This window comes from Brevibacillus sp. AG162 (assembly GCF_006715575.1).
Taxonomy (GTDB): Bacteria; Bacillota; Bacilli; order Brevibacillales; family Brevibacillaceae; genus Brevibacillus; species Brevibacillus brevis.
Map to the genome: position 1 here is coordinate 199,710 of NZ_VFNO01000006.1, position 22,665 is coordinate 222,374.

The window sequence follows — 22,665 nt, forward strand, 5'->3', positions numbered from 1 at the left end:
CAAGTGGGCTTCTCCGTTGTTTATTCGGGCGGGGGTGTGATCGACAAGGTACGTGAGCTCCCCTACCCGCACTTTTCCAAATTTACTGAGCCCTTCATTCGCGGACGCATGATTGATGTGACTGCATCCAAGCAAGTCTTTTCCGATACCTATGCCCTTCCCTATCCGACAGAATTTTTATCCGTGGCGTTTGCTACCAATAATTATTGCGTCGGCGATTACTGGGAGCTGAGTCTGGACGGCGTGAAGGTCTGTGAAACGATTTATACCAAAGAGCTCCCGGAGTCCGTCTCGATGGGAAACAGCTTTGGGATCGTCTATCCGTTGAAGCCAAATGCGCAGGTCCGCTTTGACTTCCACAACATTTCAGGTACGGAAAAGAAAGTTTGGTACAATGTGAAATTTTTACGCAAGAAACTGTAAAGGAGGCGTATGGATGCCTAGTAAACAAGTAGCTTGGATTGAGGGCGAGGTTACAGCCGATTTGCTCATCAACAAGCTGGCTGATGAAATCGTCAATGCCAAAATCCCGGATACGAAGAACCGATGGGAAAAGGTGTTTGAGGTCAATGAAGATAAGTGGGTTACGTATACGAAGACGACTGTTGCGAATACGCAAGGAACGTACAAGCATACGGATGGGAAGACTTATCCGGTTTATGTGTTGCCGGATTTGCGGGAGTTGAGAGCCTCGTACGCTGATATTCCGCTCGTTGATGAAGATGGTTATGTCTATGAAACTCTCGGTACTAGCAACACGAAATCAGGTAAAAAAATCCAGGTAAAAGAATTTGTCTACAAAGATACTGAAGGTAACGACATTACCCTTTCTGTGCCAGGGCTACTGGTGGTTAATATCGATGATGATGATCCTTCAAACACCGTCGGTAAGAAATCCTATGTACTGCTTCAAGGTAAATACGAGCTTGATGGGGTTACTTTTACACCCGGTGTCGAATGGAACGAGTACAAGATCATTACACAAATGCCTTCCGATTGGAACGACCTACTTTCAAAAACGAAATGGACTACCTACTATTCGGGAGGTTACTCCACTTACGTTAGTGCCCCATTATACAAATTCGGAATGATCAAATACATTGCCAATCCCGTCCACCACTACGATCGCACTGTCGTCCTAAAAGCCATTCCTGACGTACCTTCAGGCCAAACGTCTAACGAATATTTCGTCATGTTAAAACATCCTAACAATCAGTACAACTATTTCGATGTGTCCTACGGCAAAGGCTTCACTGGTAAAAATCCCGTTGGAAAATCTGCTGATACCTACCTCCTTGCCTGCGATGAAAACAGCGTTATTCCAGGCAAAGTACCCGTCATCATCGACCAAAAACAAGCCGAGCTTCAATACAACAAATGGAACAATCCCGATGAAACCGACAAATACATCCCGCCTCACGAAGCATGGACACTCGATTACGACGACAAGGTCGAAATCAAAAGCCCTTCCTCCCACTTTTTCTACGGCGCTGACTCTGTCGTCTCTTGGGTACCAAACAAGAAACGTCGCCCAGACTATTGGGTCGAATACAACCTCTCCGTCAGCAATGATCGTGTAGCAATCGTAATTGAGGGCGACCCTTCGCCTGATATGGATGCCTACTACAGCAGCTTTGCTTATATCGGAAAAACCATTCCTTTTGCTGACTATGACCACAAAGGCAATTTTGGAATCACCGTCGGCATGGGTGATTTGACAAAAGAAAAATCAGGCTTCCTTCCAGCCGACATCAAGCAGGACAGCAATCCTAACTACTCGGGTTGGGGACGCTATACCTCCAACGGCATGTATTCCTTCTCCATGCTGCAAACCCGAAGCTCCGTCTACTTCCAAGCGTACTACCCTGCCTTCATTACCCAGCTCCCCAAATACGATGGCGTGGGCACAATCCCTCCTGAGCTTTCCAAGATGGTACTGGAAGCAAACGGCTTCCAAAGCTCGAAATGGACGAAGAAATATCATGCGTCGCCGATCTATCTGGTGCACCAGTTCGAAGGCTATCGGGGCTACCTCGACAGTGTCGTAGCAATCGAGGACCATAATCTGATCAACAAGGACGAGCTCGTCGTAGATACAGAGGAACCAAAAGATCCGAAGGACCCCGCTGCCGGAACTTGGACAGAGGTTTACAAGTTCTTCCGAATCAATACCCCTGTCAACTTCTTCAAGTACTCCCCCAACCCTACCGATTGCACCATCGCTATCTTAAAAGAAGTATATTAAAGGAGGAATTTTACATGGCTAATTTTAAATACATTGAAAAAATCACCACTTCTAAAGAGCTTCTGGAGACGATTAAATCCGAAATTGAGCAACTTACCAACTATTCCTTTAACCCAGCCGCCGGAGAGACACAAGAAAAATCAACCTGGACGGTCATGACCGATCTGACAAAAAAAGATTCCGCTTCTGGAAAAACCTCCGAGCTTGTCCTGAAGGGCATCTCCAGCATTAACAACGTGACCAAAGATTTTTATGTCAAATTCGTCAATCCAGGCTTCACCAACCCAAAGGAACATAGCTCCTTGACGGTTCAAGTATTGGCAGACTACAATTCCACAGCCAAAACCTTCGGAACAGAAGGACATCCAGTCAATTTTGAATGGGCTGACGAGAAATTCGTCACGAGTGACAAACGACCGACAGATCGTACGATAGACAAACCTGTCTACCTGTACATGAACGTGATGAACAATCGCCTTTCCCTCGTAGCTGTTGGCGATCCGGCTGTTCACTTTGAAGATTATCGCAAGAGCTTCCTGTACGTAGGCGCACTCAAGCCGTTCAAGTACAACATGGATGACGTAGTTGGAAACATCATGCTGACAGCCGGAGCTGTCGCTGCTGAGCCTGCTGCTCCGATCGCCCCACACGATTATGGTCAATACACCTCTTTTGGCAACAACACCTTGCAAATGCTCGGGACAAAATCGGGCATTCGCTTCCAAAAGCACTACCCTGCCTTCATTACCCAAGCTCCACAGCCGGGCAAGGCATATAAGGATGGCTCTCTAGGCGATACTGGGTTGCTGCTGGAGCCACAAGGCTTTAACGCATCGGCTTGGACACGCCGTTACCATTTGAGCCCGATTTATGTTGTGCATGGCTACGATGGATACCGCGGCAGCCTCGATGCCTGCATTGCCGTATCGAAAAACAATATTCTCCACTTGGATGAATTGATCATTGATGTCGATCCGAGCGACACGACCAAGAAACACAAGCAGGAAGTATACCGCTATTTCGACCACAATACCGAGCAGAATTTCATGAACTACTCCGCCAACGTAAAAATGGGGGTCGCTTTCCTGAAGGAAGTTCGCTACTAAAAGAAGTCCCTCTAAAACCGTATAGCTAGCAAAAGGGGGAAAACTAGAACGCATCTCTGGTGTTCCCCCTTCTTTTTGGGAGGTGAACCATTTGACCGGGATTTCTTCTCTAGCAGCCTATCAATTCAGACTTGCAAACCACCATGCTTCTATTCGCAACTATATAGGAAAAGTAACTTTCACCACTTCTCCCTCCCGCAAGTATTCCTTCGTCTACATTCCCTACGGACAAAGTGCCAGTATGGTCATGCTGGATTATTTGCTCGCGAATCGAAAATGTTTTGCCTCCGCTGAGCTTCAAGATTCCCTGCAGGATATGATACGGAATGATACCAGCATGGCAAATCCTATGGATCTTGTCGTGGTATCCGATCGCTCGCCGCTTAAAGAGAGCTTGCTTCAAAACGATGCCTTGGATGCTGACCGGATCATTAAGCAGCCATTACAAGTTATTCGTCGCGTTCATCTATCAGATCGGATCAAAGCAGCCGGAATGGCAAAGCTCAATCCGACCCAAATGTCCGTGCGCGTAAATAAGGATGAGCTGCATATTGACTTGCCACCAGCATCGGCAAGCCGTTCCATTTCTACCGAAGCTACCGTTGGGAAAGATCAACCTAGCGCAACACGGACTGAGCGATTCGCCGGAAAAAAGATGAACGAATGGTTCACGGGAGAGCGTTTTTCTACCTTCGATTTATTCATCAACACCGAAAGAAGCTTGGCTGAGCGAAAGTTTTGGGCTTCTCTCTTTGTGCAGATGGAAAGAGAATACGCAACCAGATCAATCACTCACAGCCTATCTATTGAGAACAGCCCCTCCCTTTCCAGACGGGATAACAGACATGCCATGTTTACGGATTGGTCCCGTTCCGTTGGCGAGCGTCATTTTGCCTTCGAGATGACCCGACACTTCGTGCAAGCTTTCCGCCGGATTAAAACACACCCGACGAAGGTGCTTCGCGACATGGACTGGGCTTACCTCAAAGCCCGTCAGTATGACGCCTTGCTGCATTTCCTTCAACGTGCAAGCAGGATTGCTACTCATGACTTAGCTATCCATCAGGCTTCTACAGGTTTTCGAACCATGCGTCAAGGTGGTTCCATTTTGCAGGAGCGCGGCTGGGGTTATCGAGACTTCTTGCGTCTTCTCTCCCTTGATTCCATTTCACCAACAGCCTTCCGTCCGTATCAGAGTGACTTGTTCATTAATCGCTCTCGACTCCATGCTTTTCGTCCCTATCAATCACCTGGCACACTCATGATGGAATATACAATCGGTAATAGAGACGTGGTTTCGGAGCTCGCTATTCTCCTGTCACAGCTTTCTGGAACTCGTTTGATTCAAACAGATGCTTCACTCTTAACCTATCTCGAACAAGCCTCTCGACAAAGCAGCCACCATCTGTTTATCCCAAATCCCATCACTGATTCTCGACGCGAAAAAGTCAATCCGCTCTGGATTTCTCAGGACTTCGAACTCGGAAAGAAAGATCTTTCTCGCCCCACTTCGATTATCAGGGATGATGTTCGCGCAAATCGCCAACTCATGCGTTCTGCTCATCTTTGGGAAAAGGAACGCCCTATCGATCTCAGTGGGGGCAAAGCACCTAAGCCATCCTTTTATCAGGATGAGGATGACATTTTCGCCAACCTGGAAAATGTACGCCCAAGTCTGCTTCAGGAATGGCTCGCTGCCCAGCTCTATTCCCGCGAAGCAACGATGGATAGCTTGTTGGCAGAAGATATGCTCTTCGCGACCATCTTGCGCTTACTGCCCTCTCATCTTTTGGAAGACATCCTTGCTTCCAAAGAATTTCCTTCCCATCTGATGGACGACATGATTTTTGCCTCGCGCCTTACAGACGGTCAGAGCATATTGGAAGCGCTGATGGAATGGGCGCTAACCAACAAGGCTTTCGATGCTTATGTAGATGAGGAATTTTTGGAGGGTGTGCGGACGCGGGTTCAGGCATTGATCGAATCTGAGGTCATATTCAGTAAGACGTTGCAAGAAAAGGCAGGGATTCTTTCCTTTGAGACATGGGAGTCCACCCGTCCGAACGAGGTTATCTCGCATCTGGAGGAGGACGGGGTTGCAGGAAAACGGGAAGTATTGCTCTCTTCCACCGTTGAAGAGGTCGAAATCGCTAGCCAAATGGAGGCAGCCCCTGCAACCATTGCAGAAGCACTTGTTGGCGAAGATGTATTCCGTCCAGCCGAGCTGCAAATTGAGCATCCTTTTGGTTACATGGAACCCGATCCGTCCTTTTTGTTCGACGAGCATACAGCCCGTAAATCGGCTCACTCCAGCGATCTTGACGAGTTGCCGGTTACCGCACTGCTGCGCAGCCGAATCACGGAATTGTGCAGCGGCTATCTCTTCGCTACCTCCCCGCATGAACGAGCCAGTTACCTCGTCGATTTATACGATGTGGCAGAAAAAAGCGCGCGTGATGGAGAACTGCAAGACGATGAGTGGCAAAAGTATGCCAAGCTCGCGCTGGAACAAACGGTATTGCATGAGCAACTGATTGCCTATCAGCCGGAAGCAGCAGCTCATTTGATCGAATCCATCCTCAGCTACAAGCAACCAGATCAAGCTGTTATGAACGCGGATTGGATAGCTAACAACCAAGAGCGAGCGACCTCTCTTCTCACCCAAATCATGGGTAAAAAAGAACTCGCAGATGCTGTCATCCTGGAATACTTGGCTGGCCAATTGGATCATAGAAAAGGTCATATCGAGAAACCATTACTTTCTGTTCGCGACTACAAGAAAGCGTGGGCAGATCGTATAGAAGAAATAGGACAAGGTTTGGTCTACGACTACTCGGATGATGTACTCGAAGCAGAACATGATCCCGAGCATTGGTCTGGTGGTTTTTCTGTTCCAGAAGCATACGATCCCCACGATCCATTCAATGCGTACTATCCGTGGACGACAGATATGAACGCACTTGCGATGGGGCAAGACAACTGGACTCGTTTTGGTTCTGGCACTTGGGAGCATAATCGCGACCAAGGCACTTTTACCCATACAAAAGGCTCCAGTGGCATGAGTGGCTACATCCGAAACGACTTTACCTATACAGACTATCAGTTTGAGGTCGATTTCAAAGTAGATGAGCCCGCAGAAGGGGACAGCGCTGGCATCGTGTTCAAATATCACAATGCTCAGAACTACTGGATGTTTGTCGTCAGTGACGGAGGCGCCAGCGGTATGCCGCGGCCCATGCAGCTTTTCAAAGTAGAGAATGGCAGATCAACCATGTACTCTACCCCGATGAACCCGTTTGCCTGGGAAAAAGAGAAATGGTACACGCTTCGTGTTTGGGTTACGGGAAACCGCATCCGCGTCTGGGTAGATCATAACCTGCAATACGATTTTACGGATTAGAGGTGATCATTTTGGGTCATACGTTTGGCATTTTTTCTAAATCAGTGGGCAACGTCACATTCGGAAAAATGCGCTCCTCATTGGTAGAGGGCGCATTCCACCCGAATCATCCAGATAATCCGCACAGCCCCAATCGTCCTCGTGCAGAGGATCGTTACGCTGGGTATCAGAATCCGCTCTTAGGTGATCCTGGCAAAGGTCAGATCGGCCGTTGGCAGACGGTGAATCTCGATTCTCTCGAAAACATGATTGATCAGATGATTGAACAATTTGTCCGGGACAAAAATTGGTACGCCAAGGTTCGTTGCCGCGAAGCGCTTTGGAACATGTACCGTCGTCTGGAATGGTGGGTCAACCAGCAAATCGATCCGCAAAAAAACGACTATCAGCGCGCCTTGCTCATGGTACGAGATTGCATTTACAAAATCCTGAAAAACGCCGAGCAGCCGGATGGAACCCACCAAAATGTTTCGCTGCCAGTTTGTCCAGCTCCTTACTATCATCACTTTAGCGGCTACTATCTCAATCATTACGATGCCATCGATAAAGAAGTCCCTACATTTGATATGCGGACGCTCCCGCTGTCGGACAAGTTTCACGGCCTTTTCCGTTACGTCTCCTCGACGGAAGATCAGGAATGGAAGATGATTCACTCTATCGGCTCCAATGAGATGGCGGGGAATGAAAATATCATGAAGCTGGATGTGACCACGCTCAAGCACGGTAATTCCAGCAAAGTGACTTTTCAATGGCGCTTTAAAAAGCAAGGCTTTATTCGTTTCAAGTACATGGCTAGCACCGCCCCTGGCGATGGGTTGCTGTTTTTTATCAACAACAATCAGGTTGGCGGGGAATGGAATCAAAACAACAGCTGGCAGGAAGCAAAGTTTCACGTCAAGCCGGGGCAGACGTACAAGTTTGATTGGTTTGTGCGTCGGATGAGTGATCGGCGGTTTGGGAAGAATTCGGTTTATGTTAAAGATGTAGAGTGTGTTGAGGTGGTGCAGAGCTTGGATGAGCAGACGCCGCCGGATGTGGATACGTTGGGGGATGCGGCTTATAACATTCCTGGATGGGAATGGATTACATTTTCAGATAAGAGCATCATCACCACTTATTTTTCAGGAGTAAACGACACACTTTCAAGGAAAGTTCAGAGAGTACTTGATGCGGAGTGCGCTGGAGATTTCAGTTTTCAATACGAAATGGGTGTGGATAACCCGCCCTATACGAATGAATCTGCTCTATTTTTCGATGAAAGATTTGCTTCCCGTACCCAAACCGGCGAAGGAGTACGAGGAAGTACCGCGGTCTCACAACATGGATGGCAGTGGTCATTAGATGGACGTTCCTCCTCCACTCAAGAAGATTCAGCTATCATTTCTTATGATATTGAAATTGGTGACAACTGTACCGTTGATTTAACAGGAGATGTCCAACTGATTTGTCCACCACTAGAGATTGATCACTACGAGGAACGAACCACCAATGTTTCTGATCCTTTAAACTTCTCCTTTACTGGGGTGAGTCACTGGGAATGGAAGTCGATTCCCGGACTTGGCAGCGGAATTTATATGCAGGACCCCATTGTTTCAGGAAATGGAGATGCCACCTATACTTTTGAGCTTGAGGCTGATGGGTGGATTGAGTTCAGTTTTACTACTGGTTTACGTGATACAGAAAGACTCCTTGTCATTATCAATGACGTACAACAACTAGAAGCGACGGGAGATGAATGGGAGAAAAATGTACAGCTCCCCTTAGCAAAAGGCCGAAATACCGTTATTTTTCGGATTCAAGATGACCTGACAGAAGAGCCCCTGGAAGAAACGTATCCTGGTGAATTTTCTTATCGCTCTTCAAGTGGCAAACATAAAACACCGATGGGCAGCTATATTGATGTAGACCGGGAATGGAGAACAGACAAAAACTCCAGTTACACAGAAAAGGATCGTGCAGAAAATGTTTACGACATCTTCCTAAACCCTGGTTCCTCCTTTGACTTTTCGGAAGAACTGGAGCTGAAAAGTCTCATTGATGAATCAGAGGAAGATGAATATGAAGTAATTTTCTCCGAGGATTTCAATGATCGCGATAATTATGCACGTGAAATTCGTGTTGATGACAATTGGGAATGGGAAGATATCGTTACTCGTTATCATGGGGAGGGTCACGGTGGAGACGGTGTACTTAAGGTCGAGAATAAAGACGGTACCCGGAACCGCCTTTATGTCGAGAATATAGATTTGGATGAACCGGGGTTCGTAAAGTTCGAATATGGCGGTTCCTTTTCAGACTACGAGAATCTCACTCTATATAGTAATAATCGGTTAATTTGGTCTGAAAACAGAAGCACAAGCGATCCGCTTGGTCGTACTGTAGTGGTTCCACTCGGCAGAGGAAAACAAACATTAAGGTGGGTATTTGAAGATTACGATGAAGTAGAGGTTGAGGACCCCGACTTCGATTATGAGCCGCCGACGAAGCCAGATCCTTCTACTGGGGGTGAGAAATGCTATCCGGCGGGAAAAGAAACTCATTTCGGTGATTATAGTCCTTTCATTGATCACCAACAAGTATATGAATCGAAAAGAAAATTTCGAGTGCGATGGATGCAATATACCCAAGATCCTGTAAAGATTTACTACGATGGTAACGTACCTATTGCTCAAGGAACTGAAAAAGATGGTTACACACTCAGACGATTTGTTAACAACTCTTCTATCACATCAGCTAAATATTCCGAGCGATTAAAAATCTATGCTGGTAAAGGCTATGATGTTCCAAATGCATTCGATGTACCTGTCAAATGGGTTTTCCGCTCTCATCCTGACGCTGATAAAAAGACACCGATACACTATGATAATACCTATGTGATCACGTCCGAACAGGTTGCAAATAAACACATTTCCTCTACTTATTGGTACGTTGTATTTGACAGTGTGGGCAACGAACATATAGAAGTTGAGTTTGACTATCAATACTATTGTTACGAACCAGATAGTCAACAAGGTAACAAAAATGGGCGACAAGTCTCTACGAAAAGATTATATGGTTACGCAATAGCGACAGAATACGATCCTAAAACGAATTCTCATCTTTTTGTAACACGTAGAGGTATTGGTTGGAGTACCCCAACAATCAATATGACAGGTAATAAGAGGATGAATGTAGGAAACACGCAGAATCCCTATAAAATAAAAGATTGGAGCGCCGCTAAACACCACGGCCCCAAAAAATTTTATTGTAATAAGCCAGGTCCCTATTGTATTGTCTTTGACGTCCAACGAACTTTTTTTAAAGACTCCACGTTTGGAAAAGATGGAATTCCCTATTACATCGCGATCCGCAATCTCAAATTAACATCCAACAAACACCGTAAATTCAGCAATAACTATGACGAAACAAAAGTAGAAGTTACCGTAACGGATTTGACCAATCGAACGATTATTGATTCTTACCCCTTGTCAGCAGGTCCTACAGGTCAGGCAGAGCATTTCATAAAGTACGATGTCCCTCAAGGTAGACATTATCGTTTTGATTACAAGCTGCTAAAGGGAATAAGTCATAGGGGAGGATTAGATGACAACGGTGGGGTATTTACTCTCAGTCAAGGAAAAGCTGAAGAAAAGTGGGTAAAATATTGCATTGATAAACTAGGCTCTATTTATCCAAAAGACAACTCGCCATATGAACCCAATCTCCCCCCTCCAACTCAAGTAATCATACCCGACGACTCCTGGTGTTGGATCGATACAATCGAGATCAGGCAAAGTAAAAAATCAAAACCATGCCGTGATGCCTATGTACGTGTAAGAGTTTACGATGAAGACAACGGAACCATCCTATCCGAAGAGAAATACTCTGATTTTGACGATATACAAACAATCAAGGCTGCCATTACCAATGATTCTGATGAAGGGAAAAATTATTCTATCCGAATCAAATTCTATACAGATTGCGATGCCGAAGCGAGATTGAGCAATGGAGAGTATACCTTTCACGACAAGCTCCCCCTCCCTAAATCATCGGCTTTTGTATACAACTTCAAAACGACTGCCAATGTCCCAATATGGATGGGCGGATGCAACGGCAGCAATATTCAGGTAAACATCTTCGATCAAGCAGGCAACAAACTTCATCACACGACAGTTAATCTCTCCGGAAACTACGACTTTACCCTCGAAAACCTTTCCAAGCCTTCCGTATCTAAAGTGCGTGTAGAAATTACTACAGAACAAAAAGGTGAAATAAGCGAGTGGACTGGCAAAAGCTATTTGACTACGTTCAAGCTACGAAATTTCAAGGCAACGGAAAATTGGACAATTGTCCCCTCTCCTTTTAATAGCCAATTAGACTTCTACATCGATGGAGTTCTTCGAGGCAGCTATACAAATGCGGGTGGAGCTCCTGTGTTTCAAGTAGATAGAGGAAGACATACTTTCACCTGGGTATTTACAGCGAAAGGCACATCGGAAGTTTGGGATTACTGCAATATCGACTACATCAAACTAACCAACTGGATCTGCGACAAAGTCCTGGTCACCCCCTACTGCGATCCCGGCAGCGGAGACAAATGCGTCGAAGCACTGATCAAATGCTTGCTGGCGATCTGGAAACAACGCCCTGAGGCATGTGTGATTGGCAAACGAATATGGCTATTTACGTAAGGAGGTACTTCTATGAGTGTAGTTTCTCGGCGTAAATCGGGGTTTCTCTTCGAGGATTCTTTCGATTCTCTTACCCTCGATTCCAAGTGGAACATGACACCAAATGACTCTGCAAGGTGGTCGCTATCAGACGCACCAGGCTCGCTCCGTTTAAAAGGCGGAGCCGAGCCGCTTCATCTCTTTTTAGACACACTTACCCCCGTGAAACAATTCGTCCTCGATATGAAAAATTCATACAATCCAAAAGCTTCCGGAAGCACAGGCGGATTGACTGTCTTCATAAACCAAAATGACTTTTTCCACGTCGAAGAATATTACGATACATCGCAAGGCACTGCGAAAACCTTCCCCTGGCTTCGATTAATACGCGACTACAATACCTACACCGCGTATTGGTCCGAGGACGGAGCCATCTGGCACATCATCGGTTCGGAGGAATTCAACCGCCTCGCTCCCAAAATCGGTATATTTCTCAACAGCAAGGCTACAGACGACTATCTGGACATGGAACACGTTCGCGTTTTCTCCCTCCCCACTCTCACAGTCTCAAACCTCTCCCCCGGCACCCGCGTGGAACTGCTCGATTCCAAAGGAGCCCCCGTCGACTCCAAAACGTGTCGGACAAGCCAAACCTCCATTCAATTTGACATGACCCAGCATCCCATTCCTTTTACAGGCTCCCTACGTTTTGCGGAAGCAGACGGCAAAACAACGATTAGCTCCAGCGACCAGATGGAAATCTGGGGTGGAGACGAATACGACTTTTCCCCCTCTCCTACCCTCTTTTTTATCGATGGCGAAGGAAATGAGGTACACCTCCAAGACAACACAGAGGAATTTCTCGGTCATATGCTCCAAGGCCAGTACAAAGAAGTGAAAATGATCGCCCGAAATACCATGCTTCATGGAACTTTTACGGGTATCCAAGGTGTTCTCACCTCTTATGCAGGTACCGATCAGTACAAGCGGCTTGTAGATGTCGCTGTAGACCAAAACGGTGTGCCCGGCTCGTGGGGCGATTCCTTCACTCTGCCAGATACTACCGCAGGAAATGAACAAGTTTTCTGGACGCGGATTTCCCGAGAATCAGATCCAGCACTCATAGATAAAACCACGCATGTCCATTTTGGTCTCAATTTGTCCGCCGTTTATACCAAATAAATCGAAAAGGAGCTGAACGTATGTCGGTCAGAATCACCCGAACAGGCAACGAGATCGTCCTGGATCATAATGAGTTGGCCAACAAGGGTAAACGTACCCACGCTGAAATCGACTCCTACCTCCAGGAGCTGGATGACGCCAGAGAGGATAAACCGAGCTTACAGGATAAATTCCGTGAGCTAAAAGACAAAGACGACGAACAGGATCGTCAGCTTGATGCCGTGAAAAGTGATGTTTCTACCTTTCAAACGGGGCTGAATACGTTATCGTCAACCGTCAGTGCGGCAGAAGCGAAAAATCAGACGCAAGATCTCCGTCTGTCGCAAGTTGAACAAAAAAACGCACAGCAAGACCAAGCCATTTTGAAACTGCAAAGCGATGTCTCCTCTAACCCGAACGCCGAGGTGGTTGCTGCACGTCGGGATCGGGATGGCAGGACTTTTCCCAGTCTGAAAGCTCGGTTGGATGACATGCAGGGGAAGATTGGTACAGGGGGTGGCGGGGGTAACGATGGCGGTGGAACAACTACCACGAAGCCGTTAGTTGACGTCGTTGCTGCTACTAATATTTTGCGAAATGCTTATCGGACTTTGGAAAGCATGGGGCAGGGAGCATCGGTACGGCATAATTTGTATGCTGATGCTTTTTTAAATACGTCGGGGGTTGATATATCAAAGTCCGAATCATTTCAAATTGGAAGCGGCAAATTTACCAAATCAGCTGGCTCAGTTTATAACTGGAAGACACTAGGTGTACAGATCGCTTCTTCTGTTGGAGATTACAGCAATAGCAATACTGCTTATCGCCCATACAAAGCAAATGGCACTACATCTATCTACTCTGTTGAAAAAATCGCAGATGATAATGCCGTTGCGTCTCCAGGTGGATATTCTGATTACTGGTTACAAGGTGGTACAAGTGCTGACTTATTCATGAAATGGGAAACCCTTGTTGATGTTTCGAAAGTCATTCTTTGGATGAATGGGAGTTTTGGTAGTAACGGTCACCACTATTGTGATCATCAAATTTTTGTTAAGAATCCTTCTTCAGGTAAGTGGGATGCAGTAACTCCAAGAATAAATCTCGCCTCTTCGACGGACAAAGGTGTACATGGCGATGGTTCATGGCACTACCCTATCAGCCTAGACTATCTCATTAATGAGGTCAAAGTAACGGTATGGAATAAAAGCACATACATGACCGTTACTGAAATACAAATACTGCAAGCATCTGACAAAAATCCTGTCATGGTTTCTAAACCGATTCCATTGGCAACAACTCCGACCCATCTTGTGCTGGATGCAGAGTACGAAGGCAATATCAGCATTGATTTGTCACTCGATGGAGGAACCACGTTCACAGCTGGTGTTCCTTTGAACCAGCTAGTTGATTTAAGCACTTTCCTACCAGGTACATCTCTTGTCATTCGCGCCAACCTTAGTGATAAAGCAGTCCTAAACAGCATTGGCTGCATTTGGTATGACGAAGACACGCTGCCGACTTATACAGATACGGTAGGCGAAAGTTCTGGAGGAAAAGACCCCGGTAATAACGGTACCAAAGTAGAGGTAGATCCTTCTCTTGGCTCTATCCTTTTATACAATACCATCGGCCTCATCACAGCCAATTTCCGAGCTGCCGAAGCTCTCAATGTCCCCAAATACACCGCTAAAAATTTTGTGATTGACTCATTTATAGACGACTCGGGAATTGATAAAACAAAGTCTTCTGGCTTCATCGTTGAACATGGTGAGGTCAAACGTATGGGACATAACGCAGTTAAAGGCAAGACTTACAATCTAAATCCTATCCCAACAAAACATTATCCAGATAATATACCAAACTCAAAACTAACTGATGGTAAAGCAGGAAAAGATGGCTCGGCTGCCGATTATCTTGATGGCTCTTGGATTAGTCAGTTAGGGATTCCCGGATCCATTTCTACGGTAGACTTTGACCTTACCGTTCCAGAAATAATTAATCGTGTCAGAGCCCTGTTTTGCGAGTATCAGGTATCTGGAATTTTCTATCCTCCCGAACTATACGTTTATGGATCGAATGACAACAGCAATTGGACTCTACTTTTTCATCAGCCTACTGGTCTAAGTGGTAATGGCATTAGGAAATGGATTGACTTTACCTTTGCGAATACTATCTCCTATCAATACTACCGTGTAGGCTATACCGTTGGCGGTACGGGGGACACATACAAACATTTATTTATAAACGAAATAGAGTTGTATTCTACCGGTCCCTCTACCTTGTATACAACCATAGAATCGCTTCCTGTAGAACCTAAAAAAATGATTGTTGTAGCTGAACACAAAGGACAAGTCACCTACGATCTATCTGTAAATGGCGGCATTACCTGGTTGAACAACATTACTCTCGACAAGTTTTTGGAGGTAACTGGTGGGAAAGAAGTTTGCATTCGTGCTAATCTCGCCACAGGGTCAACCCTATTATCCTTAGGTTATGGATGGTTCGATGATTCAGTCGAATTCATAAAGGTCACACCCGGAAGTGGCGGATCAACCGGGTATCCTATGATTCAAGTCAATAAATTCGGAGTCATAGCCTCTCCTAACACACCTGAAGAAGTAAATATAACCATCCCATATTCATCCGACTACAGACTACCACCTATTGAGGTTTTGAAATTTTCCCCTGGTGAACAAAATTACAGTCAAGAGATAGCAGCCTTTTCTAAAAACGAAGCCTCTAACTTTGATTATGACAATTACATGGAGTTGGAGGGTATGTTACGGCTTAAAACCGACTATTTGATTGAAATGACAGAAGACGTCGTTCTTCCCTCTGGTAATAGTGTGTACTCATTTAGTCTCGATACTAAACAATACTCGAGTATTGAAAAAATTGAAGTGACTTAAATTGTCTATTTTCCTTCAATTCAAAAAGTTGAGGTGAGAAAGAATGCCAGTGCCAGCAACAACTGGGCAACTCCAAGAGAATGTTTTAGATATGGAAATCGCTGATTACATTGTGATGAAAGTAACTTCCACAGGTCTTCACGAATTCGGCGGAACTACAGCAGGTTACACTGAAACACCTGTCAATGGAACCAAACAAAGTCTCTTAAACACATTTATTTACATGGTGAAAGTAGATAAAGGCCTGCTAATTGCAGACAGAGTTCGTTCACATTCCGTCTCATGGGATAGTCTTAACGTTCAAAAAGCAATTGAGGGAAATACTTGGAATAGCGCCAATCTCATTCCTGTTATGACAAGCAATACATCTCCTAGCGGTATCGTAAGTGCAAGCAGTGTATCCAGCAATCAAAATGGTGCTTTTCAAGCGTTCGACGGCAAGTTAGTTGGAGCATGGAAAAATGTATGGTATACCAATGGCGAGTCTACGGGTTGGTTGGCTTATGAATTCCCCGAGCCAAAAATTGTGAGAAAATATACGGTTATTTGCGGTGACGCAACAGATACTCCAGCATCTTCTCCAAAGGATTGGATTTTTGAAGGTTGGGATGGAGATAAGTGGGATCAACTAGATTATGTTTATGGTCAAACAAATTGGTCTGGTTCGCAAAAGCGTCATTTTCTTATAGAAAACAACACACCTTATAGGAAGTATCGTATCAACGTGTTTTCTAATAATGGCTCAGCATTTCTCAGCATTGGTGAATTGGAGATGTTTGAGTTTACGGGTATTATGCGATCCTTGACTGGCGGAGTAACCAATGCAGATGGAAACGGGCATCTGTCCCTTATTGATAAAAATCAAGGTGGATGGCCTACCAATAATGAGTGGGATAAATACATTGTGAATTTCCCTATTGATAAAATTCAGCCAGGAAAGTCACTGGATGATGTATTCCATTGGAAAGTAGGTGTAGCTACATGGTGTCAAGAAACACCCGTTAATGGAACGAGACATCATGACGGAGTCACAGCTGGTGCTTCTATACATCGGATATGGAGAGGTTCTGCTAATGTAAGTGGTTCTGTACGACAAGAAGTGAACTATTCCAATTTCTCGGGTAGTAGCATTAGCAGCACGACAATTGGATACCGACCTGTATTTGAATATAGAGAGAAGTGATAAAAAATGACAATGCCCGCAACTACAGGACAATTAAGAATAAAAATTTCAGAAATGGAAATAGGGGATTACATTCCTTGTAGATTTTATTATGACAAGACTAATAACCAGATGGCATTTATGGGATTAGGTACCCCTCCCTCTACAATTGCACCAGAATTTCCTCTCACCGGCAATGCTTCAGGGTTTACTGGAATGCGGGAACTTCTGTCCTTTCTCAATGGGTAGGTTACATTTTTGGTGAGCCACAAGTGGTTAATGCAATAGGCTTCACAGATTTTAACAGTTCAGTTTATACATCAAACGTATCCGTTCAAGCGACAAGTGATGGTTCCAATTGGAATGTCACGCTTGCAAATGCTTCCTACTCGAGTGGTGGAACGAAAGTGATTACCTTTAAAAATTCGACTGCCTATTTAGGTTATAGGCTTGTCATTAACGGCTACGTAGGTGGCTGGATAGCATTAAGAGCAGGGCTATATTTTGGAGAAAGCAAGGATGTAATAACTGCACGAGCTCTAACAGGCGGAGTGATTTATTCTGACGAGCATGGGCAGCCTTCCATGTCTGATAAGCGAAAAGGAGCATGGCCTATTAATAATGAGTGGGATCGATATATTGTGAACTTTCCCACAAACAAAATTCAGGCAGGGAAAACAATAGATGATGTGTTTCATTATGCAGATAACTATACATGGGTTCAAGAAACACCCTTGTATGGAACTTGGACAGACTTCGCTGGCACTACAGATTCAGGTGCATCCAATTCAACTCGAATGGCAAGAGGCAATAATAACAGGAGCGTCTGGAGAGATTTGAGCTATGACGCTTCCTCTTATACTTCTGCTACATGGGGTTTTCGTCCTGTATTTGAATATAAGGAGGCTTAACATATGGCAACTGTGGGTCAACAATTATCTGCACCAGAAGCAGGATGGAAGAGATATGATGATGCAGGTGTATTCGCATATAGTAGTGGCTGGGAAACAGCATCTACTTCAAATGCCTGGAAAGGATCATACAAAAGAACATCGACTATTGGTGCGACTGTAAAATTCTTATTTAAAGGCACAAAGATAAGAATCGTCACAATAGGATGGAGCAATCGTTTTAAAGACAGCAAACTGACAATTGATGGTGTAGATTACAATGTGGATAGCAGTCTTTCCAATCAAGACCAAATCCTTGTCTTAGAAGTACTGGGATTGCCTAACATCGTTCATCAATGTGTGTTCACAACAGGTTCTAATGGGAGTTGGGGAGATTGGGACGCAGTTGATATAGATGCTGATGGCAGGCTTTTTCATCCCGATGAAGTAACAGACAGTAAAGATTTGAGTGTGGGGAAGCGAATTCGATTTAACTATCTAGCATCTCCTGGTATCTTTGGAACGTTATCTATTGGAAAAGAATTAGGAGAATTTCTTCCTGTAATTCCTGCTTCCAATAATACTGCGAACGGCGATGGATACTTCATCATGCTTGGCACAGACCATAAAGGCGACAAGCTTCTCTTGGCTGACCGCAATATTCAAAATCTGTCATGGGATGTCATGAATAACTGTGGGATTGCGAGTGGGAGTGGGCTTCCGATAACCGGGATGCACACTATTCCATTCTTGTCTGGGTATTCTTCTTCAGCATGCGCAGTCTCAGCATCAACAGAGTATGATCAGACAAGCTATAATGCATGGAAGGCTTTTGACGGATCAGACATCACCTATTGGACAAGCACTTCTGCAACTGAAATAACAGAATCTATTTTAAGCATCGTATACTCAACGCCGACAAAGATAACCTCTTATCATCTGCATGCTAAATATAGTCCAAAGCGATGGGTCTTAGAAGCTTCTAATGATGGATTCACTTGGGACATACTTCATAGTGGTGAAGAATTAACTAGCTGGCATGATAGCAAAAAGTCTTTCTCATTCAATAACAATAAAGACTATACAAGGTATCGAATCAAAACATTAGAAAGACATGTTTGGAATGGCCTATACTACAACGGATTTTATTCTGTTCAATTGTTCACCGCTCCCGAACAGGCAATGGTGTTACGGTTGCCAACAGGCGGTATCAGTGCTTCAGATAAAGACAACGAATGGGATAAGTACATTACCGATGACCAGATCTGGAATAATGTAAATCACGGTTCATGGACCAGTACAACTGATCAATCCAATTCAAAGGCCCGCGTGATTCGAGGTTATAACGGTCTCAAAAACTGGACTTCTGGTTCAACGGATCTTACAACTCCAGGCCGAGGCTTCCGTCCGGTTCTTCTGATTGAGTCAATAAACAATAGATTTCTTATACTTGACGGTACAGAAGTGAAAACATACACTTCTTCCGGCTGGGAAACTGTTGGTTCCACTCCCCCTACAGACGATATGTTTCTAAATAAAGGCATGCCTGACCTCTCTACATGCGCCCCATTCTTGAAAGATTTAATCGACAAATCCAATCTCAAAATCCTTGTTTCGAAACCTAAAAGAGAGCCCACAGTCGCTCATCTTACTGCCATTCCAGTACCAAGAATCGTAAAAATGAAGAATGATACCAGCTTTCTCGGCGTAACTAAAATCAACTCTTTAACCTTATCAGGAACAGAGAAAGGCGTTTTAAGAGTCGCAATAAGTACGGACAGAGGAACAACATGGGAAGCAAAACAAAAAAATGGCTCGTGGGCAACAGTTGATGTTACCAAACCCATTGAATTCAAAGAAAAAGCAATGACAATAGACGATTTCAATAGCATCTCTGAATGGGACGAGAAAATTGGCCAAGCAAGAAACTTGCGATGCGCGTTCTACTTCGAACAGTCTTCATCCACAGATGAAACAAGCCTAGATTCCCTTACCATGAATGTGGACTTACTAGATTCCTGGGACATGGCCATGCCCGGAGTCGATTACAAATACGGGTATAACCGAAATACCAATCTACGAGTCCTTTTACTCTCAGATGGAGATTACAAAATAAACGTAGGCTCAGGCGGTAGCAGTGGCTCCACGATCACAGAAGTAGATGGAGGTACATTCTAATGACACTGCCAATCAAATTAAAACGAGGTCTAAAAGCCAATCTCCCTCCCGCTGCAGCGGCGGGAGAACCTCTTTTCACCACAGATACAAAAGAATTATTTATCGGAACAGGTGACGGGATCTCAGCTATTGGAACCGATCCAACCCTGGCAGAAAGAGTGGGCAAACTAGAGAAATATCGCAGTTCCGTATCTCGGACCTATACGGAAACATTTACTTCACCAAAAGTTGACGTTGAGAAAACTACTGCATGGTATTCGTCCAACGGTGTACGTACCTCTAAAATTCCCTCCATTACAGAGAGTTTCACAAATTTGAGCGCTGTTGATCAAATCAATTCCTACGGCGTTAACTTCGACGTTGAAAACGGATTGGTAAGACTGAGCAACACCCTTGAAGGAGTCGTTGTGTCTTCTGCTCTTCAAGTAGTAGGAGTTGACAAGCTAACTGTTCAATCAGACTATACGCTTCCTAGCGCATTAGGCGTCATCTCTACCAAAAAAGTAACCGGGGAGATGGCGTCAAAAGAATCGCACCTAGAACCAACTATTTTAGTTGATCGCTTAAACAGGACTTGGGTTATCAGTTCTGTTTACCGTGAAGGAATTTATGCGGTTGTAACCAATCCAGGTGATTCCGTTGCCTTTGAAGGGTATTTGCATTCGTACAGTGGAACTGGTTACTATGTAGCCTCTAGCATTACGAATGCAGTAGTTGACCATAACAACAATGTATGGATAGCAGCAGCCATAACAAACATGCCTGGGTTAATCATTTCAATTAAGCCTGATTTTCAAGCCTTTTTAAATCCCATTTCTGTAAGAGGTAACAACAGCATATATTCCTACCCTCCATTTTTAAAGCTCCATGTCGATAAAAACAACCGAATCTGGTACTCTTGGAGTTATTCTAGCACCTTTTATTACGGATGCATTACTTCAGATGGTACCTTTTTCATCCCTACTACTTCCCAAACTTTCAACCCATCTACGGGAGTTGACAATGCTGTAATTGTAGAAGATCGTATGAAAGGGTATATATGTTTTATAATTCGAGGATATTCTACTAACACTCTAAGAGCTCTCCGTGTTAACTATGATGGAACAAACCAAACCCCCTACAATTTGATCGGTAAAGCCTCAGGTAAATGGTTAGACGCAACCCACGATGAATCAACAGGTATTACGACCATCTTAAGTGTTGATAACAATGCTCCTGTTGTACATCGCCTAAATTTGTCAACAGGATCATCCACCACACTTCCCTTGACAGGTTTCATGGCCGTTGATCATTCTTTACCGATTGGATTTGTGTTACAAGACAATATCATGCGGGTTTTTTATCATCAACAAACGGTTGGCTCTACTCGTCTTATCTCTATTGATCTTGCTACTTTATCTATTGTGGAACCGGACACACTGATCCAAAGCGGGACCAATACAACACGAGTGTCTAGCTGTATTGACGGTTATGGTCGATTGACGTTTGTCATGAATACGTCCGAGTATTCAAGTAATTATAGTTTGATAAAAATGTTACGCTATGATATAGTACCTACCTCCATTGCTATTCAAATTTCACCGGATGATACCTCTTGGTTTCCAATTACACTCGGAGAGGAAATTACCTTCCCCAACAAAACAGACACGTTGAAAATAAAAATAAAAATGCAGTCACCAAATCCAGGAATTTCCCCTTTACTCAGAAACTACCGTATTGCACTAGGCGGAACGGCAGGAGAAATCACACAAACCTATACTTCCTCATCCCTGCCAACCGTTACCCCTACTGCATTTGTCACACTAACTGCCAATCAAATTCTCGATGGCGGAGAAATCCTCTGGGAAGTAAGCAACAATGGTGGCGGGTCTTGGCAATCTGCTGAACTGGGTCAAGAGATCGAATTTGCCAATCCAATCAACAGCGATCTTCGAGTCCGTGCGATTCTCCATTCTCCTGCTAGCGAATCAAGCACCCCGTCTATCCGAGATTTCACTGTAACAAGCGCCAACTTATTATTGAACCCCTCCATAGCAGACTCCAACCTCCCCCAACGAGTTATCGATCTTGAAACAAATCTACTAAAAACAAATTTCCAGCTAATTACTTACATGAACGCGACAAAATATGGATTAAAAAACATGGTTATCGATACTTTCACAGATCTATCTGGTGTAGATATCCCGAATAGCCAAGCTGTCTATGACCATATTCAAAAAAAATTCACTACTGGAATCGTAGACATCGTACCGCTAATGACTGCTAACGACGCCCCCACCCCTTTTATTGTGAGTGCAGACAGTGTTACTGGTGGAGCTGTGATTCATTTGTTTGACCGCAACTTAGCAAGTGGCTGGAGCACAACTGTCGGTGGACATCATTGGATCAAAATCTTTCTGGATAATCCGGCTCAGATTGTCGATCGATATCTTTTATCTGGAGGCGCAAATTACGCTCCTACTACCTGGCAATTGCAAGGCTCCAATAATAATACGACTTGGGATACACTCCATTCCGTCTCCGGTTATGTTTGGACTCGGTATGAAGGTAATGAATTTACCATTCCCACTGAGAACATCAAACCTTATAAATACTATCGATTCTACTCTACCTCTTCCCAATACGGGTCTGGCGCAACCCAAATACAGGAATTACGATTACAAAAGGCCGTAGACCAAAATCATCTACAATCCAAGCCCGAGAACACCACTACACCGCCAAATAAAATCGTGATTGTCGGAGATGAGACGGTTAATGGTGGAAGCATCAGATACCTGGCATCTCGAGATGGTGGAAACACATGGACAGACGTTCCTCCACAAACGTTAACGGATATTTCCAGTCAACCGGTCGGAACACAACTCGTGGTAAAGGCAATCATCACTGGGAATGCAGAGCTCAACGCGTGGGGCTACTACTATGAGTAAGACAGGTTACCTCATACAAGACGCGACTGCCATGC

The 22,665-nt window shown here is 44.7% G+C and carries 12 protein-coding genes; all 12 read left to right on the forward strand.

Annotation, left to right across the window (positions count from 1 at the left end):
* Positions 1–3: 3 nt before the first annotated feature.
* The gene (locus tag FB479_RS19545; protein WP_047072281.1) at positions 4–423 is read left to right on the forward strand and encodes a hypothetical protein; all 420 of its coding nucleotides are present in this window, start codon (positions 4–6) and stop codon (positions 421–423) included.
* A gap of 13 nt (positions 424–436) precedes the next feature.
* Complete coding sequence (locus FB479_RS19550) at positions 437–2,245, forward strand: hypothetical protein (protein WP_142066417.1); 1,809 nt, start codon at positions 437–439, stop codon at positions 2,243–2,245.
* A 14-nt stretch (positions 2,246–2,259) separates the two neighbouring features.
* Positions 2,260–3,351, forward strand: coding sequence for a hypothetical protein (locus FB479_RS19555; RefSeq protein WP_106652507.1), 1,092 nt, complete (start codon positions 2,260–2,262; stop codon positions 3,349–3,351).
* Between the two features lie 82 nt (positions 3,352–3,433).
* A complete protein-coding gene (locus tag FB479_RS19560) occupies positions 3,434–6,751 on the forward strand; it encodes a 3-keto-alpha-glucoside-1,2-lyase-like domain-containing protein (RefSeq protein WP_255438459.1) in 3,318 nt (1,105 codons plus the stop codon).
* 2 nt (positions 6,752–6,753) lie between these two features.
* Positions 6,754–11,421 (forward strand): hypothetical protein, encoded by a 4,668-nt coding sequence (locus tag FB479_RS19565; RefSeq protein ID WP_255438460.1) that lies wholly within the window; start codon positions 6,754–6,756, stop codon positions 11,419–11,421.
* 12 nt (positions 11,422–11,433) lie between these two features.
* The gene (locus FB479_RS19570; protein WP_142066419.1) at positions 11,434–12,582 is read left to right on the forward strand and encodes a beta-xylosidase family glycoside hydrolase; all 1,149 of its coding nucleotides are present in this window, start codon (positions 11,434–11,436) and stop codon (positions 12,580–12,582) included.
* Positions 12,583–12,602: 20 nt separating this feature from the next.
* Positions 12,603–15,473, forward strand: coding sequence for a carbohydrate-binding protein (locus tag FB479_RS19575; protein WP_142066420.1), 2,871 nt, complete (start codon positions 12,603–12,605; stop codon positions 15,471–15,473).
* A 43-nt stretch (positions 15,474–15,516) separates the two neighbouring features.
* The gene (locus FB479_RS19580) at positions 15,517–16,656 is read left to right on the forward strand and encodes a discoidin/SUN/FTP domain-containing protein (protein ID WP_142066421.1); all 1,140 of its coding nucleotides are present in this window, start codon (positions 15,517–15,519) and stop codon (positions 16,654–16,656) included.
* 6 nt (positions 16,657–16,662) lie between these two features.
* Positions 16,663–16,884, forward strand: a complete 222-nt coding sequence (locus FB479_RS19585; RefSeq protein WP_142066422.1) for a hypothetical protein — start codon at positions 16,663–16,665, stop codon at positions 16,882–16,884.
* Positions 16,885–16,889: 5 nt separating this feature from the next.
* Entirely contained in the window at positions 16,890–17,546 is a 657-nt protein-coding gene (locus FB479_RS19590) for a hypothetical protein (RefSeq protein WP_370511694.1), read from the forward strand.
* A gap of 3 nt (positions 17,547–17,549) precedes the next feature.
* A complete protein-coding gene (locus FB479_RS19595; RefSeq protein ID WP_255438461.1) occupies positions 17,550–19,703 on the forward strand; it encodes a hypothetical protein in 2,154 nt (717 codons plus the stop codon).
* Complete coding sequence (locus FB479_RS19600) at positions 19,703–22,630, forward strand: hyaluronate lyase N-terminal domain-containing protein (protein ID WP_142066424.1); 2,928 nt, start codon at positions 19,703–19,705, stop codon at positions 22,628–22,630. Before FB479_RS19595 ends, FB479_RS19600 begins: the two co-directional genes overlap by 1 nt.
* Positions 22,631–22,665 lie beyond the last annotated feature (35 nt).